Origin of the sequence: Streptomyces sp. NPDC014727, from assembly GCF_043083485.1 — a bacterium.
Classification (GTDB): Bacteria; Actinomycetota; Actinomycetes; order Streptomycetales; family Streptomycetaceae; genus Streptomyces.
Map to the genome: position 1 here is coordinate 76,392 of NZ_JBIBYR010000009.1, position 15,462 is coordinate 91,853.

Sequence of the window (15,462 nt, forward strand, 5' to 3'; positions counted from 1 at the left end):
CGGTGCCCCGCCCGCGCTCTTGTCCTCAGGCCTTGTCCCCCAGGTCTTGTCCTCAGTCCTTGTCCGGGAGCCTCACCCGGACGGCCGGGTTCCCTCCGTGACCTGGGACAATGGGGCACATGATCGATGCACGACGGCTGCGCATTCTCCGTGCGGTGGCTGACCACCGCACGGTGACCGCCGCAGCCGCCGCGCTGTATCTCACCCCCTCCGCGGTCTCCCAGCAGCTCGCCGCGCTGGAGCAGGAGACCGGGCACCGACTGGTCGAACGCAACGCGCGCGGCGCCCGGCTCACCCCCGCCGGGGAGATCCTGCTGACCCACGCCAACGCGGTCCTCGCCCAGCTGGAACGGGCCGAGGCTGAGCTCGCCGCGTACGACGCGGGAGATGCCGGAACGGTCACGGTCGCCGCGTTCGCCACCGGCATCGGCCTGGTGCTCGCCCCCGCGATCGCCGAACTGACGCTCACCGCGCCCGGCATCCGGGTCCGTGTCCAGGACGCCGAGGGCGATGCGAGTGTGCCGATGGTGCTGGACCGGCAGGTCGATGTCGCGGTCGCCGTCGAGTACCGGGGTGCGCCGGGCGAGGACGACCGGCGGCTGACCCGGGTGCCGCTGTACTCGGAGCCGTTCGACGCGGTGCTGCCGGTGGGGCACCGGCTGGCGGATCAGGAGCAGGTGGCGATCGCCGACCTGGAGAAGGACCCGTGGATCGGCCCGTACCCCGGCAACCCCTGCCATGACGTGGTGGTCCTGTCCTGCGAGTTCGCCGGGTTCCAGCCGAGGCTGGAGCACTCCTCGGACGACTTCCGCGCCGTGGTCGCACTGGCCGGGGCGGGTGCCGGGGTGGCGCTGGTGCCTCGGTCGGCGTTGCAGGGGATGGAGCTGACGGGGGTGGTGGTGCGCCCGGTGGAGGGCAGCGCCCCCACTCGCCGGGTCTTCGCCGCGGTGCGGCACGGGGCGGAGGGTCATCCGTTGATCGCACCGGTGCTGGACGCGTTGGCCGCGGCGGCGGTTCGGGAGGGCGCCCTGCTCCTGCCGGTTTCGCCGTGACGCGCGACGGCTGCCCGCCGTGATCCGTGGTCGATGCGCGAGGGATCCCGGCAGGCCGCTGACGGGCGGCGAGTCCGTTCCGCAGCGCACCGGCCCTTCTCACCCACCGACGCCCGGTCCTGAACGGGACCGTTCAGGACCGGGCGCTCGGCCGTGTCCGGCGACGCGGTCCCTGGTCACTCCCGGCGCTTGAGGACGAACCGGCCGCCGGACGAGCCCGGCCACATCGTCCCCGCACCCGCCGCCAGCGCCACGGCCAGCACCAGCACCCCGTACCGCTCCGGCGGCAGATACGGCGTCGTACCGGCCGTCGACACCGCGAACGCCACCAGAGGGATCGCCGCGACCAGCGTGCCGATCGCCAGGCCCGTCACCGCCACCAGCCCCGTCTCCAGGACCAGCATCCGCCTCACCTGGCGGCGGCCCGCGCCGACCATGCGCAGCAGATGGAACTCGGGGCGGCGGCCCATCGTGATCAGGGACAGCGTGCTGATCACCGCGAGCAGCGCGAAGCCGCCTATCACCCCCACACCGATGACGATCATGGCGTTGTCGGCGTCCGACGTCGGCGGGGCGATCCGTACGTCGTCGGCCGTGGCGGGGCGGACCCGCACACCCGTGTACGGGGCGAGCGCGTGCCGTACCGCCGAGGCCGACGCCGCCCCGCCCTTCGCCGAGCGGATCAGGATCCGCTGGTCGTTCGGGGCCGAGACATGCCCGGCCAGGGCCTCGCGCGGCAGCATGAACTCGCCCAGTCCCAGGGATCGTTCGTAGAGTGCCACCACGCGGAGCCGTTCCTCCGTACCGTCGCCGAGACGGAGTTTCACGGTGTCCCCGGTGCCGAGGCCGAGATCGGCGGCCCGGTCCTTGCCGACCGCGACCGTGCCCCGGCCGGTGAGGCCGGTCAGATCACCGGCGGTGACGTGCGGATCGAGCGTGCCGGACAGCTGATCCGCCGTCACCCCCAGCACCGGGAACCGGTCGAGCTTCGGATCACCCATCTCGCGATGCGCGAGGACGACGTCGGAGCGCAGCACACCGGTCGCCGCCGTCACCCCGGGAGCCTCGCGCACCGCCTGCGCGGCGCCGGCCGGCAGTCCGGCGGCCGGGCCCGTCACCACCAGGTCCGCCCGGAGCGCCGCGACGGCCTGCCGGTCGGCGGCCCGCTCCAGCGTCGAGCCGGCCGCCAGCTGCACGCAGACGAACGCCACGACCAGCACGATCGGGGTGATCGCCGCGCCGAGCCGCCGATGGTGCGCGGCGGCGGAGTTGGCGGCGAGGAACCCGGAGATCCGGCCCGCACGCCGTATCGGTGCACCGAGCACGCGCATGGCGATCCGGGCGATCCACGGACCGAGCAGCGCCACCGCGATGATCAGCGAGGTCGCCGCACCCGAGGCGGCCACCGCGGCGGCCTGCCCGCCCTGCGCCGTCGCCGCACCCGCCGAACCGACACCCGCGAGGGCCAGCACCGCTCCGCAGAGCGTACGCAGTCGGCCCGGTTCGCCCGGCTCGGGCGCGTGGGCCGCTCCCAGCGCCGCGGCGGGCCGCAGCCGGGTGATCGACCGGGCCGCGAGCATCGACACCGGACGGGCCGCCGACGCGACGAGCAGCGCGCCCGTGGCACCCGCGGCGAACGGCAGCCACACCGGCACGGGCAGTGGCAGCGGATCCGTGGTCAGCAGGGACCGCATCAGCAGCCCCAGCGGTACGGACCCGATTGCGCCCAGCACCGCGGCGGCGCCGGCCACCCGGCTCACCTCGCGGCCGACGGCCGACCGGAGCTGCCGGGGAGTCGCCCCGACCGCGCGCAGCAGGGCCAGTTCGCCGGAGCGCTGGTGGACCGCCTGGGAGAGGGCGGTGGCGATCACCAGGAGCGCGACCATGAGGACCGTTCCCGCGACGGAGGCGAGCAGCGGCAGGAGATCGCCCCGGGTGCCGAGCGCGTCGATGTACTCGGCCTGTCCGCGCTTCGCGCCGGTGAGGACCAGGACCTCGCGGTCGCCGCGCACATGGTCGGGCAGCGCGGCGTCCAGTGACGCCCGCAGTGCGTCGGCCGGGACGCCCTTCTCGGCGACGATGCCGATGGCGTCGACCGTTCCCGGGTGCCCGGCCAGGGCGGTCAGCCGCTGCTCCGTGAAGAAGACGGCCGGGGCGGCGCCCCGACGACCGGTTGCCGCGACGCCGCTGACGGTGTATGGGCGGGGCGTACCGTCGACCTGCAATGTCACATGGCTGCCGAGGTCGCCCCCGACGGCGGCCGCCAGCGCGCGGTCGATGACCACCTCGGTGGACGTGCGCGGTGCGTGTCCGGCCGTCAGCCGGTACGGGGTGAGCACGGCGGAATCCCAGGAACGGCCGACGGCCGAAGCCGCACCGACCCCCGGCTCCCCGCCGGTCCCGCCGCCCACGGCCACCGGGACGGAATCGTCCGTGACGGCCTTCGCGACCCCGTCGGCGGCAGCCGCCTTCGCCACCGCGGAGCGGTCGAGACGGACCCGTTCCGGCAGATACGTCCTCGCGGTCTGCGGCTCGCTGCCCCACGGCTTCGCCGTGTACGTCACCTGCTGGTCGGCCGCCACCACCGCGTCGGCTCCGGCGTGGCGTTCCACCGGCGGCTGCGCCAGCAGCAGCGAACCGAGGACGAAGGCGAACGCGCCGATCAGTGCGGCCGCGGCCGTCGTCGCCGCGAACACCGCGGCCCAGACCCGGCGTTGGGCCTTCAGCGAACGCCGGGCGAGGAACGCCGACGCCCGCCGCATCCCGGATCGCGCGTCCTTGTGCGGCTTCTGCGTGTCCGTCGGTGTGCCCGTGCTCATCGCAGCCGACCGCCGTCCATCATCAGCACGGTGTCCGCCCAGCTCGCTGCCGTCGGATCATGGGTGACCATGACGACCGTACGGCCGTCGACCCGCACCGCGTCCCGCAGCAGACCGAGCACCAGCGCCGCCGACTCCGGGTCCAGGGAAGCCGTCGGCTCGTCCGCGAAGATCACATCGGGTTCGGTCACCAGGGCTCGTGCCACCGCGACCCGCTGCTGCTGGCCGCCCGAGAGCGTCGCGGGGCCCTGCGCACCGCGACCCGTCAGGCCGACCCGGGCCAGCAGATCCCGGCCGCGGGTCAGTACCCGCTCGTCCGAAGGGTCGGCGCCGGCCAGCACCAGCGGCAGCACGACGTTCTCCTCGATGTTCAGCGAAGGCACCAGATTCAGGGCGTGCGACTGGAAGACGAAACCGATCCGGTCCCGGCGCAGCCGGGTCAGCGCGGCCTCGGACAGCGAGCCGAGATCGGTGCCGCCGACCCGTACGGTCCCCTCGGTCGGGCGGTCCAGGCCCGCCGCGCACTGCAGGAACGTGCTCTTCCCCGATCCCGAGGGGCCCACCACCGCGGTGAAGCTCCCGGCCGGGACCGCGCAGCTCACCGCGTCGAGCGCGACCGCCTCCCGACCGCCACCGCGCCGCCCGTAACGTCGGCTCACCGACTCCAGACTCAGCGCGGTCGTCCGCACCCCCGTGATCGTCTCCACCGTCGATCCCACCGTTCCTTTTCCGACCCATGCCTTCTGACCTGCGTAAACAATAGGAGCGTGGCAGTTTCGGGGCGAGGGTGGGCGCTCCCGGACCGGGGGTGCAGCCAGCTCCACCACAGCCCGGGAGAGGGGGCCACTCCTCAGGCCGGCGCACCCCCGTAACGTGAAGGGTCATGAGCACCCCTCCCGCCCCGCTGACGGTCGCCATCCGGCGTTCGTGGGATGCGTCGCGCTACCTGTTCATCGGTGTCCCGATCGCGCTGCTCGCGTACGTGGGTACGTTCCTGGTGGTGGCGGCCCTGATGTTCGCCGTCGTGCTCATCGGACTGCCGGCCCTGCCCGAGGCCGCCAAGGTGCTGCGCCGGTTCGCGGAGTTCGAGCGCCGCAGGGCGGCAGCGCGGCTCGGTGTTCCGTTCACGCCGACGCCGTACCTCCCCGTGGACGGCGGTGAGCTCTCCGAGCGGGTCCGTTGCGTCCTCACCGACCCGACGGTCTGGCGCGACGCGCTCTGGCTGCCGGTCCAGGCGCTCATGGGCAACGTCCTCGGTTACCTCGCCATGGTGCTGTGGCCGGTCGGGCTGCTCGTGGACGGAGCCGCGCTGCCCGTGGCACATCTGCTGGACCGGCGGTCCGCCGACGAGTACGGCACGCCTGAGCCCGTGCGCCAGGGGTGGGTGCTGCGCTGGCACGCCGTACTCGCCGATCTGTCGGCGACCTGGACCCGGTCCCTGCTCACCCGGTCGCCGTCCACCGCCCTCGCCGACCGGATCGCCCAGCTGACCGAGAGCCGGGCCGGGGCGGTCGAGGCGCACGGTGCCGAACTGCGCCGTATCGAACGGGATCTGCACGACGGCGCCCAGGCCAGGATCGTCGCTCTGTCGATGCGCATCGGCCTCGCCAAACAGCTCCTCGACCGGGACCCGGCCGCCGCCCGCATCCGCCTCGACGAGGCACAGGACGGTGCGGACGAGGCCCTCGCGGAGTTGCGGCACGTGGTGCGCGGCATTCATCCGCCCGTACTGACGGACCGTGGACTGGCCGGGGCGGTAAGGGCATTGGCCGCCGATGCCGGCGTGCCCGTCACCGCGCACCTCGACGGTGTCGAGGACGGGCGGCGGCTCCCGGCCGCGATCGAGGCCGCCGCCTACTTCGTGATCGCCGAGGCCCTCACCAATATCAGCAAGCACAGCGGCGCCACGGCCGCCAGTGTGCGGATCGACCGGACCCCCGCCGCCCTGCGGGTGGTCATCGGCGACGATGGTCACGGCGGCGCGGACGAACGCGCCGGCAGCGGGCTGGTCGGAATCAGGCGACGGATCGCCGCCCTCGACGGCACCACCCGCATCAGCAGCCCCACCGGGGGGCCGACGAACATCGAAGTGGAGCTGCCGTGCGGATCGTGATCGCCGAGGACAACGCGCTGTTGCGCGAGGGCCTGATCCTGCTGCTCACCAGCTCGGGCCATGAAGTGGTGGCCGACGCCGCGACCGGGCCCGAGATCCTGCCGGCCCTGCTGGCACACCGCCCGGACGCCGCAGTGCTCGACGTACGGCTCCCGCCCACCTTCCGCGACGAGGGGCTGCGCGCCGCGATCGCCGCCCGCGCGGAGCTGCCCGACCTGCCGATCCTGGTTCTCTCGCAGTACGTCGAGGAGACGTACGCCGCCGAGCTGCTCGCCCGGGGCGCCCGGGGCGTCGGCTATCTGCTCAAGGACCGGGTGGGCCGGGTCGACCAGTTCCTCCAGGCGCTCGACCGGGTGGCGGGCGGCGGCACGGCGCTCGACCCCGAGGTCGTGACCCAGCTGCTGACCCGCAAGTCGTCGGCCGAACCCCTGCAGAGCCTCACTCCGCGCGAGCGTGAAGTCCTGGAGCTGATGGCGCAGGGCAAGGCGAACGGCACCATCGCCACCGAACTCGTGGTGACGGAACGGGCCGTGAGCAAGCACATCGGCTCGATCTTCGCCAAGCTCGGCCTGGAACCGGACGACGGCACGGTGCACCGGCGGGTGCTCGCGGTACTGGCGTACCTGGAGGGCAGCACGCGCTGAGCGCGTCGGGACCGCTGCCCCACCCGGGCCTCCTCACTCCGGCTGGGGCAGATCCACCCCTCTGCGCGGAAGCCGCGTCGACCGCACCACGACGACACCCGCCATGACATCTGTCGGGCGCGGGGCAGGACAATGCCCGCATGGACATCAGCGACCTCACCGGGCCGACGGCCCGTGCCCGGCGCCTCGCCGTCCCCGGCCACCGCCGCATCCTCGGCATCGCGGGACCGCCCGGGGCCGGGAAGTCCACCCTGGCCGCGCGGCTCGTCGAGGCGCTCGGCCCGCTCGCCGTCCTCGTCCCCATGGACGGCTTCCACCTCGCCGGCGCCGAGCTGGAACGGCTGGGCCGGGCCGGGCGCAAGGGCGCCCCCGACACCTTCGACGCCGCCGGGTACACCGCCCTGCTGCGACGCCTGCGCCGACCACAACCGGACACCGTCGTGTACGCCCCCGCCTTCGACCGGGCCCTGGAGGAGCCGATCGCCGGGGCCGTGCCCGTTCCCCCGGACATCCCGCTCGTCGTCACCGAGGGCAACTACCTCCTGCATGACGAGGGCGCCTGGGCATCCGTGCGCGGGCTGCTGGACGAGGTGTGGTTCCTGGAACTCGAACCGGCCCTGCGGGTACGCCGGCTCGTCGACCGGCATGTGCGGTTCGGCAAGCCGCGGCCCCGCGCGGAGCGCTGGGTGGCCGAGTCCGACGAGCCGAACGCGCGCCTGGTCGAGCGGGGGCGTTCGCGCGCCGACCTCGTGGTGCGGGCGCGGCCGGAAACCTGATTCCCGCTCGCGCGGAGAGGTGCGCACGGGCAGGATGCTGTGTGCCGTGTCGCGCCCCCAGGAGGTTCCGCATGTCCAGCCCCGACCAGCCCGTACCGTTCACCGCCGACGACTACCGGGCCCGGATGGCGCGTGCCGCCGAGAGCGCCGCCGAGGCAGGGCTCGCGGGAGTGCTGGTCGCTCCCGGACCCGACCTCGTTCATCTCACCGGCTACCAGCCCGTGAACACCGAACGCCTCACCGTTCTCGTCCTCAGGGCCGGCCAGGACCCCGTCCTCGTCGTCCCGACCCTGGAGGCCCCGGACGCCGAGAAGGCCGTCGGCGCACCGGCCCTCACCTTCCGGGACTGGACCGACGGCAAGGACCCGTACTCCGTCACCGCCCCGCTGCTCGACGGCCGGGGCCGGTTCGCGGTCAGTGACAACGCCTGGGCGATGCATCTGCTCGGACTGCAGCGGACGCTCCCGGACACCTCGTACGTCTCCCTCACCGACGCCCTGCCGATGCTGCGCGCGGTGAAGGACGCCGCCGAGCTGGAGCTGCTCGCGGCCGCCGGAGCCGCCGCCGACGCCACGTACGGCGAGATCCTCAAGGTCCGCTTCGCCGGCCGCAAGGAGACCGACATCGCCGCCGAACTGGCCTCCCTGCTGAAGCGGTTCGGGCACTCCCAGGTCGACTTCACGGTCGTCGGCTCCGGTCCGAACGGCGCCAATCCGCACCACGAGGCGGGCGACCGCACCATCGAGCGGGGCGACATGGTGGTGCTCGACTTCGGCGGCCTCAAGCACGGCTACGGCTCCGACACCTCCCGTACGGTCCACGTCGGCGAACCGACCGCCGAGGAGCAGCGGGTCCACGACATCGTGCGGGAGGCCCAGGAGGCGGGCTGCGACGCGGTCCGGCCCGGCATCGCCTGCCAGGAGATCGACCGGGCGGCCCGCGCCGTCATCACTGAATTCGGCTACGGCGAACGCTTCATCCACCGCACGGGCCACGGCATCGGCGTCACCACCCACGAGCCGCCGTACATGATCGAGGGCGAGGAACAGCCGCTGGTGCCCGGAATGTGCTTCTCCGTGGAGCCGGGCATCTATCTGCCGGGCCGGTTCGGTGTCCGGATCGAGGACATCGTGACCGTGACCGAGGACGGCGGCCGACGCCTCAACAGCACCGCCCGCGAACTGGCGATCGTCGAGTAGCGGGACGGGGCGCCGAGCGGGGCGCCCCGCACGGTCCGCCGGTCGGCACGGGCGCCCGGTGCCTCAGTCGTCGGCCAGCACCACGCACGACTCCGGCGGCAGATGCAGCAGCCCGTCGCCGCCGGGCGCCTGCAGCGGTTCCCAAGCGGCCACCACCCTGACTCCGGCTCCCCGGCGCCGGCCACCGCCCAGCGCGATCGTGGCCGGCTTCTCGTCGAGATTGACCGCGATCCGCAGATCGCCCCTGCGGTACGCCAGCCAGCGCGCCTGCTCGTCGTGGGCGGTGCGCACCGACGCCAGATCCGGGTCGGAGAGGTCGGGCAGCGTGCGGCGCAGGGCGATCAGCTCGCGGTACCAGGCGTGCAGCCGGGCGTGCGGCTCCCGCGCCGGTTCGCTCCAGTCCAGGCAGGAGCGGCTCCGGGTGGCAGGGTCCTGCGGGTCCGGGATGTCGTCAGCCGTCCAGCCGTGGGCGGCGAACTCACGCCGCCTGCCGCTCCGGACCGCCTCGGCGAGTGCCGGATCGGTGTGGTCGGTGAAGAACTGCCAGGGGGTACGGGCGCCCCACTCCTCGCCCATGAACAGCATTGGGGTGAACGGCCCGGTCAGTACGAGGGCCGCGGCGCAGGCCAGCAGGCCGGGGGAGAGCGTGGCCGAGAGCCGGTCGCCCAGTGCCCGGTTGCCGATCTGGTCGTGGGTCTGGGCATAGCCGACGAAGCGGTGGGCCGGGGTGCGGGCGATGTCGACGGGACGGCCGTGGGTACGGCCGCGGAAACTGGAGTACGTGCCGTTGTGGAAGAACGCGCTCGTCACGGTCTTGGCGACGGCGGCCAGCGGGGCGGCGGCGAAGTCCGCGTAGTAACCCTGCGACTCTCCCGTCAGCGCGGTGTGCAGGGCGTGATGGAAGTCGTCGTTCCACTGGGCGTGCAGTCCGATGCCGCCCGATTCGCGTGGTGCGGTCGTCCGCGGGTCGCAGAGGTCGGACTCGGCGATCAGCGACAGCGGCCGGCCGAGTTCGGCTGCGAGCGCGTCGGTCGCCGTGGACAGTTCCTCCAGGAAGGTCAGCGCCCGAGTGTCGGCCAGGGCGTGGACCGCGTCCAGCCGCAGCCCGTCGAGCCGGTAGTCCCGCAGCCAGGCGAGCGCGCTGCCCAGCAGATACGCCCGCACCTCGTCCGAACCAGGGGCGTCGAGGTTGACCGCCGCACCCCACGGGGTGCGATGGGTGTCGGTGAAGTACGGGCCGAAGGCCGGAAGGTGATTGCCGGACGGGCCGAGGTGATTGTGGACCACGTCAAGGAGGACCGCGAGCCCGAGACCGTGCGCCGTGTCGACGAAGCGCTTGAGCCCTTCCGGACCGCCGTACGGCTCGTGCACGGCCCAGGGCGACACCCCCTCGTATCCCCAGCCGTGCGTGCCGGGAAAGGGGCAGACAGGCATCAGGGACACATGGGTGATGCCCAGTTCGGCGAGGTGACCGAGGCGGGCCGCCGCGGCGTCGAAGGTGCCCTCGGCGGTGTACGTACCGATGTGCAGCTCGTACAGGACGGCGCTGGGCAGCCCGCGGCCCGCCCAGCCGTTGCGCCAGTCGTACGCCGAGTGGTCGACGACGGCGCTCTCGCCGTCCGGCCCGTCCGGCTGGCGGCGCGAGCGCGGATCGGGCAGCACGGGCCCGCCGCTCGCGCCGTCGGTGCCGGAGTTCAGGACGAAGCCGTAGCGGTCCCCGTCGGACGCCTCCGCCTCCACCGTCCACCAGCCGTCCCGCAGCGGATCACGCCCCATCGCCCGCGGCTCACCCCCCAGCCGCAGCCCGACCGAGTCCGCCTCCGGTGCCCATACCTCGAACAGCATGCAACGCTCCTCGTCTCCTCGCCCCCGTGCCCCATGGTCGGCAGTAGCCGCGGCAGCTGCCTCACGACACTGGATCGAGCCCGTTACTGGCGATTAAGGTCTGGTTCTGATCATTGCCCCGCCAGGTTCTGCTCAATACGCACTCCCTCTTACGGCTGTGGAGGCCGCGATGAATGTGCCGCCGTCGAATGCGCCGTCGTGGGACATGCCGGCGTTCCCGCCCGGATTCCTCTGGGGAGCATCCGCCTCCGCCTTCCAGACCGAAGGGGCGTGGGACACCGACGGCAAGGGGCCCTCCGGCTGGGACGCCTTCGCCGCACAGCCCGGACGGATCAAGGACGGCACCGACACCACCCGGGGGACCGGCTTCCACCAGCACTACCGCGAGGACGTCGCCCTCCTGGCAGGACTCGGCGCCGACGCCTTCCGGTTCTCCATCAGCTGGCCGCGGGTGGTGCCCGGCGGCAGCGGACCGGTCAACCCACAGGGGCTCGACTTCTACGACCGGCTCGTCGACGAGCTCTGCGCCCACGGCATCACCCCGGCCCCCACGCTCTACCACTGGGACACCCCGCTGCCGCTGGACGAGGCGGGCGGCTGGCTCAACCGGGACACGGCCTACCGCTTCGCCGAGTACGCGGGCATCGTCGCCGAGCGCCTCGCCGACCGCGTACCGATGTGGATCACCCTCAACGAACCGGCCGAAGTGACGATGCTCGGCTACGCCCTGGGCGAGCACGCGCCGGGCCGCACCCTCCTCTTCGACGCCCTTCCCGCCGCCCATCACCAGCTCCTCGCCCACGGCCTGGCCGTCCGCGCCCTGCGCGGCGCGGGCGCGGACAACATCGGCATCGCCGTCTCGCACACCCCCGTCTGGACCGCCGGGGACGCCGACGAGGACCGCTTCGGCGCGGAGCTGTACGACACGATCACCAACTGGCTGTTCGCCGATCCGATCCTCACCGGGCGCTACCCCGACGAGAACTTCGCCGCGCTGATGCCCGGCCCGGTCGAGGACGACCTGGCGACCATCTCCACCCCGCTCGACTGGTACGGGGTCAACTACTACAACCCCACCCTCGTCGGCGCTCCCGACGCGGAGGCCCTGGGATCCTTCTCCGGCTTCGAGATGCCCGCCGGACTCCCCTTCGGCATCCGCGAGATAGAAGGCTACGAGAAGACCGACTTCGGCTGGCCGGTCGTCCCCGACGGCCTGCGCGAAACCCTCGTCCAGCTCCGCGACCGCTTCGGCGAGCGGCTTTTGCCGATCTACATCACCGAGAACGGCTGCGCCGTCGACGAGCCCGCCCGGGACACCCGACGCATCGCCTACCTCGAAGGACATCTGAAGTCCCTGCGCACGGCCATCGACGCGGGCGTCGACGTCCGCGGCTACTTCACCTGGTCCCTCACCGACAACGTCGAATGGATCGAAGGGGCCGGCAAGCGGTTCGGCCTCGTCCACATCGACTACGAGACACTGCGCCGGACCCCGAAGGACTCGTACGCCTGGTACCGCGATCTGATCCGAGCGCAGAAATCCGGCACCGGCGGCTCAGCCCACTGACCTGATGCGGGCTCGACCGGGTCGCGCGTCAGCAGGACGAACGGCAGCGCGCACAGCACCACGAGCCCCGCCGGCACCACAGAGCCCGGACCGGTTCCGGTCACGCCCAGGATCCACGGGTGCCTGCGGCCGAACCGTCCGGCCGTACGGTCCGACAGCGCCCCGGCGACCGGGCCCGGATCTTACGAACGGCCCCCTGTGTGATCAATACTTCGCGCCATGGTTGCTTCATGGTGGTCCCGGGCCCGACTGGGGATCTTTGTGCACTGGACGCCCGCCTCGGTTCCGGGCTGGGCCCCGCCCTACGTTCCGGCGGACGAACTGCCCCTGGCGGGCCGCCGCTCGCCGCTCGGCTGGACGTCGTACGCCGAGTGGTACGAGAACGCGCTCCGTTTCCCCGACAGTCCGGTCTCCGCGCACCACCGCGCGACCTACGGCACCCGCCCGTACACCGCCTTCGGGGGCGACTTCAACGACGCCCTGGACACCTGGGACCCCGCCGCCTGGGCCCGCAGCTTCCGCGCCGCGGGCGCCCGTTACGCCGTTCTCGTCACCAAGCACCACGACGGGTTCTGCCTGTGGCCCTCCGAGATCGAGAACCCGCACCGCGCGGGCTGGCACACCACGCGCGACGTGGTCGGTGAGTTCGCCGAAGCCGTACGGGCCGAGGGGCTCCGCTTCGGCGTGTACTACTCCGGCGGACTCGACTGGACCTTCGACGACCGCCCCATCGGCACCGGCGCGGACACCGTGTCCGCGGTCCCGCGCGGCAACTACCCCGGCTACGCCAACGCCCAGATGCGCGAGCTGATCCGGCGCTACCGCCCCGACATCCTCTGGAACGACATCGCCTGGCCGGCCTCCCGCACCGAGGTGCAACGGCTCGTCGCGTACTACCGCTTCACCGTCCCGCACGGAGTCGTCAACGACCGGCTGTTCCCGTACGCACCGATGTGGCGCGCACTGCAACTCCCCGGCGCCAAAGCCCTGTACGACCGCTGGGAACGCCGCACCATCGCCCAGGGAGAGGGCTTCGTCCCGCGCAAACCCCCCTACTACGACTTCCGCACCCCCGAATTCGCCCGCTACACCGGACCCGACCCGTACGAGATCACCCGCGGCATCGACCACAGTTTCGGCTACAACCGCAACTCCCCGCCCGAGGCGTATCTCGGGCGGGACGCGCTGGACGCGCTGGTGCGGGGGACGGCGGCCGCGGGCGGCAACCTGCTGCTCAATGTGGGGCCGCGCGGCGAGGACGCGACGATCCCCGCCGAGCAGCAGCTCCGCCTGGACTGGCTGGCGGAACTCACCCCGGAACTCACACCATATGGACACGTTCCTGGTTGATGCGATGGCCGGCCCGCGCGAACGCGGCCGCCATCGGCACATTGCCCCGGTCGGTGGCGCCCGCGATGAACGTGGCGCCCTCGGCCGCCAGGAAGCGCGTGCACTCGACGAGCAGGTCGTACCCATAGGCGTGCCCACGCTGCTCGGGTACGACCCCGATGAAGCCGATGCACGGGCCGGACGGGTTGTGGGCGGGCACATGGATGCCGACGAGCTCACCGTCGGGGGTGTGCGCCAGCTGCCACCAGGAGCGCGGTGACGGGCACCAGCGGAAGAAGTCGAGCTCCTCCCGCGCCGCCTGCTCCAGACCGCCGGGACCCTCGACGGCCCGCCGGGCATGCGCGTCCAGTGTGACGGAGTGGACCCGGCGCAGCACGTCGAGGATCACCGCGTCATCCGGCTCCGGGCGGAAGGCCAGCCGGCCGGGCCGCGCGGGCAGGCCGCACTCCGGCGTCCACTCGTAGCGGTACCGCTCGACCAGCGGCTTCATCCCGGCCGCACGGGCGGCGGCGATCCGGGCCTCCGCGGCGTCACGGACGTCGGCCCGCTCCCGCCAGTCGGCCGGCAGGTTCAGCTCGTACTCGGCGTACAGCGGTGCGCGGCGCAGCAGTTCGGTGCCCGCCTCGTCCTCGCCGTCGGCGAAATCGAACCAGTTGAGCAGCATCGGCTCGGTGTCGTCGGGCCCGGCCCACCAGGCGGCCCGAGCCACCACGACACCGTCGCGCAGGGCGATCCAGGTCCACTCGGGCCGGTACTCGCCGCCGTTGAGCAAGGTGACGTACCGATACCCGAAGGCGGCGCGGCCGACGAGATCGCGGCAGCGCAGGGAGTGGAAAAGATGTGCGTCGCTCTCGGTGAGCGCGCGGACGACCAGACCGGTCATGGAAATGTCCTCCGGAAGAAGCGATGCGCTCCCGGTCAGACCGAAACCGGAACCGCCCGGCGAACGGGACGGGAGCGCGGGAATGAAGTGGTACGGGTACGCACTGTTCTCGCCTCCTTCCTCGGTTCTCGGGCGGATCCCCGTCACCGTATCCGGCGGTCCGGCCGGCCGTCCATCCGATTCAGTCCCAGACCATGTCGAAGGCGCGCTCGAAGTTCACATACCCGAGACGTTCGAAGGACTTCGCCATCGGGATGTTGCCGAGGTCGGTGGCGGCCCGGATCCGTTCCACACCGTCCTGCGCGGCCAGCACGCGGGTGCCCTCGGCGAGGAGGTCGTCGATGTAGCCCCGGCCGCGCCGGTCGGGCAGTACGCCGATGTAGGCGATGACCGGGTTGTAGCTGTTGCGTGCCGGGATCACGAACCCGACCGGCTCACCACCGGGAAGTTCCGCGACGCGCCACCACTCCCGCGGTGTCGTGTACCCCGCGAGCTCCTCGTCGTAGTGCTTCTCGGCCGCCTCGCGGGCGCTGAGCCCGCAGGCCAGGTCCGCCCGGCCGTGGGCGTCGAGGGTGCCCTCCATCACCGGGGTCATCAGCGCGAGGAGATCGTCCCGTCCGCCGACCGGACGGAACCGCAGCCGCCCGCTGTCCGCGGGGACCGGCGTACCGGCGCGCCACTCCAGGCGCAGCCGCTCGACCAGCATCCGCGCGCCGGAGCGCTCCATCACCCGGATCCGGGCCTGCACGACGTCACGGGCGGCCGGGTCCTCGCGCCAGTCGGGCGGCACGAACCGTCCGTACTCGGGCCGCGGGGCACCCTCGGGCACGACCGCCGCCGTCGCCTCCTCCAGCAGCCGCAGCCCGGCCTCGCCGCGTTCGGGCTCGGGCACGGTGTCGTCGAGATCGAAGAAGTCCAGCAGCAGGGGCACCGAGCCGTCCCGGCTCCACCAGGCGATCCGCGCCACCACGCGCTCGCCGCGCAACGCCACCCACATCCACTCGGGAAGGCGACGTCCGCTCTCCAGGTCCTCGGCGAGCTCGTCGTCGAGAACGTACGACAACCGGCAAAAGAGCTCCAGTTCCTGCGGGCCCCGGAGCGGACGGACGGTCAGTTCCTGTGGTGCGGGGGACATGTGGGCTCCTCGAAGTGCGTGAAAGGCGTTCCGCCTGTGCCGCGGCCGCCGGCGGGAGACAGTAGCAACGCCCTTTCCG

Annotated in this window: 12 protein-coding genes; 7 read left to right on the forward strand and 5 right to left on the reverse strand. The window is 72.7% G+C overall.

What is annotated here, in order from left to right; translation table 11 throughout:
* Nucleotides 1-119 precede the first annotated feature (119 nt).
* On the forward strand, nt 120-1,052 hold the full coding sequence (locus ACF1B9_RS16420; protein ID WP_391740510.1) for a LysR family transcriptional regulator: 933 nt from the start codon (nt 120-122) through the stop codon (nt 1,050-1,052).
* A gap of 176 nt (nt 1,053-1,228) precedes the next feature.
* On the opposite strand, the gene ACF1B9_RS16425 is transcribed toward ACF1B9_RS16420, so the two are convergent.
* Both ACF1B9_RS16425 and ACF1B9_RS16430 read right to left on the reverse strand, forming a co-directional pair.
* A complete protein-coding gene (locus ACF1B9_RS16425; protein ID WP_391740511.1) occupies nt 1,229-3,871 on the reverse strand; it encodes an FtsX-like permease family protein in 2,643 nt (880 codons plus the stop codon).
* Nucleotides 3,868-4,590 (reverse strand): ABC transporter ATP-binding protein, encoded by a 723-nt coding sequence (locus ACF1B9_RS16430; protein WP_391740512.1) that lies wholly within the window; start codon nt 4,588-4,590, stop codon nt 3,868-3,870. The genes ACF1B9_RS16425 and ACF1B9_RS16430 overlap by 4 nt, the downstream gene beginning before the upstream one ends.
* Before the next feature lie 164 nt (nt 4,591-4,754).
* Between ACF1B9_RS16430 and ACF1B9_RS16435 the strand changes: the two genes are divergently transcribed.
* The 4 genes from ACF1B9_RS16435 to ACF1B9_RS16450 all read left to right on the forward strand — a co-directional run bounded on the left by ACF1B9_RS16435 (nt 4,755) and on the right by ACF1B9_RS16450 (nt 8,603).
* On the forward strand, nt 4,755-5,984 hold the full coding sequence (locus tag ACF1B9_RS16435; protein WP_391740513.1) for a sensor domain-containing protein: 1,230 nt from the start codon (nt 4,755-4,757) through the stop codon (nt 5,982-5,984).
* Nucleotides 5,972-6,628, forward strand: a complete 657-nt coding sequence (locus ACF1B9_RS16440) for a LuxR C-terminal-related transcriptional regulator (protein WP_391740514.1) — start codon at nt 5,972-5,974, stop codon at nt 6,626-6,628. The genes ACF1B9_RS16435 and ACF1B9_RS16440 overlap by 13 nt, the downstream gene beginning before the upstream one ends.
* A gap of 140 nt (nt 6,629-6,768) precedes the next feature.
* Nucleotides 6,769-7,404: a nucleoside/nucleotide kinase family protein gene (locus ACF1B9_RS16445; RefSeq protein WP_391740515.1), complete on the forward strand. Its 636-nt coding sequence runs from the start codon at nt 6,769-6,771 to the stop codon at nt 7,402-7,404.
* 71 nt (nt 7,405-7,475) lie between these two features.
* On the forward strand, nt 7,476-8,603 hold the full coding sequence (locus ACF1B9_RS16450; protein ID WP_391740516.1) for a M24 family metallopeptidase: 1,128 nt from the start codon (nt 7,476-7,478) through the stop codon (nt 8,601-8,603).
* A gap of 63 nt (nt 8,604-8,666) precedes the next feature.
* Here the strand turns inward: ACF1B9_RS16450 and treZ are convergent, their stop codons facing one another.
* On the reverse strand, nt 8,667-10,448 hold the full coding sequence (gene treZ, locus ACF1B9_RS16455) for a malto-oligosyltrehalose trehalohydrolase (protein WP_391740517.1): 1,782 nt from the start codon (nt 10,446-10,448) through the stop codon (nt 8,667-8,669).
* Nucleotides 10,449-10,617: 169 nt separating this feature from the next.
* Here treZ and ACF1B9_RS16460 point away from each other — a divergent pair, with 169 nt between their 5' ends.
* Both ACF1B9_RS16460 and ACF1B9_RS16465 read left to right on the forward strand, forming a co-directional pair.
* Nucleotides 10,618-12,015, forward strand: a complete 1,398-nt coding sequence (locus tag ACF1B9_RS16460; protein WP_391740518.1) for a GH1 family beta-glucosidase — start codon at nt 10,618-10,620, stop codon at nt 12,013-12,015.
* A 219-nt stretch (nt 12,016-12,234) separates the two neighbouring features.
* Nucleotides 12,235-13,365 (forward strand): alpha-L-fucosidase, encoded by a 1,131-nt coding sequence (locus ACF1B9_RS16465; protein ID WP_376212348.1) that lies wholly within the window; start codon nt 12,235-12,237, stop codon nt 13,363-13,365.
* Here ACF1B9_RS16465 and ACF1B9_RS16470 read toward each other — a convergent pair.
* Both ACF1B9_RS16470 and ACF1B9_RS16475 read right to left on the reverse strand, forming a co-directional pair.
* A complete protein-coding gene (locus tag ACF1B9_RS16470; protein ID WP_391740519.1) occupies nt 13,337-14,248 on the reverse strand; it encodes a GNAT family N-acetyltransferase in 912 nt (303 codons plus the stop codon). The two genes, ACF1B9_RS16465 and ACF1B9_RS16470, sit on opposite strands and share 29 nt — an antisense overlap.
* Before the next feature lie 181 nt (nt 14,249-14,429).
* A complete protein-coding gene (locus ACF1B9_RS16475; protein ID WP_391740520.1) occupies nt 14,430-15,383 on the reverse strand; it encodes a GNAT family N-acetyltransferase in 954 nt (317 codons plus the stop codon).
* Nucleotides 15,384-15,462: the final 79 nt, after the last annotated feature.

Coding starts and splice junctions, on each gene's coding strand:
- treZ (WP_391740517.1), bottom strand. CDS start 10,448: ATGCTGTTCGAGGTATGGGCACCGGAGGCGGACTCGGTCGGGCTGCGG.
- ACF1B9_RS16425 (WP_391740511.1), bottom strand. CDS start 3,871: ATGAGCACGGGCACACCGACGGACACGCAGAAGCCGCACAAGGACGCG.
- ACF1B9_RS16470 (WP_391740519.1), bottom strand. CDS start 14,248: ATGACCGGTCTGGTCGTCCGCGCGCTCACCGAGAGCGACGCACATCTT.
- ACF1B9_RS16465 (WP_376212348.1), top strand. CDS start 12,235: ATGGTTGCTTCATGGTGGTCCCGGGCCCGACTGGGGATCTTTGTGCAC.
- ACF1B9_RS16435 (WP_391740513.1), top strand. CDS start 4,755: ATGAGCACCCCTCCCGCCCCGCTGACGGTCGCCATCCGGCGTTCGTGG.
- ACF1B9_RS16460 (WP_391740518.1), top strand. CDS start 10,618: ATGAATGTGCCGCCGTCGAATGCGCCGTCGTGGGACATGCCGGCGTTC.
- ACF1B9_RS16450 (WP_391740516.1), top strand. CDS start 7,476: ATGTCCAGCCCCGACCAGCCCGTACCGTTCACCGCCGACGACTACCGG.
- ACF1B9_RS16420 (WP_391740510.1), top strand. CDS start 120: ATGATCGATGCACGACGGCTGCGCATTCTCCGTGCGGTGGCTGACCAC.
- ACF1B9_RS16445 (WP_391740515.1), top strand. CDS start 6,769: ATGGACATCAGCGACCTCACCGGGCCGACGGCCCGTGCCCGGCGCCTC.
- ACF1B9_RS16475 (WP_391740520.1), bottom strand. CDS start 15,383: ATGTCCCCCGCACCACAGGAACTGACCGTCCGTCCGCTCCGGGGCCCG.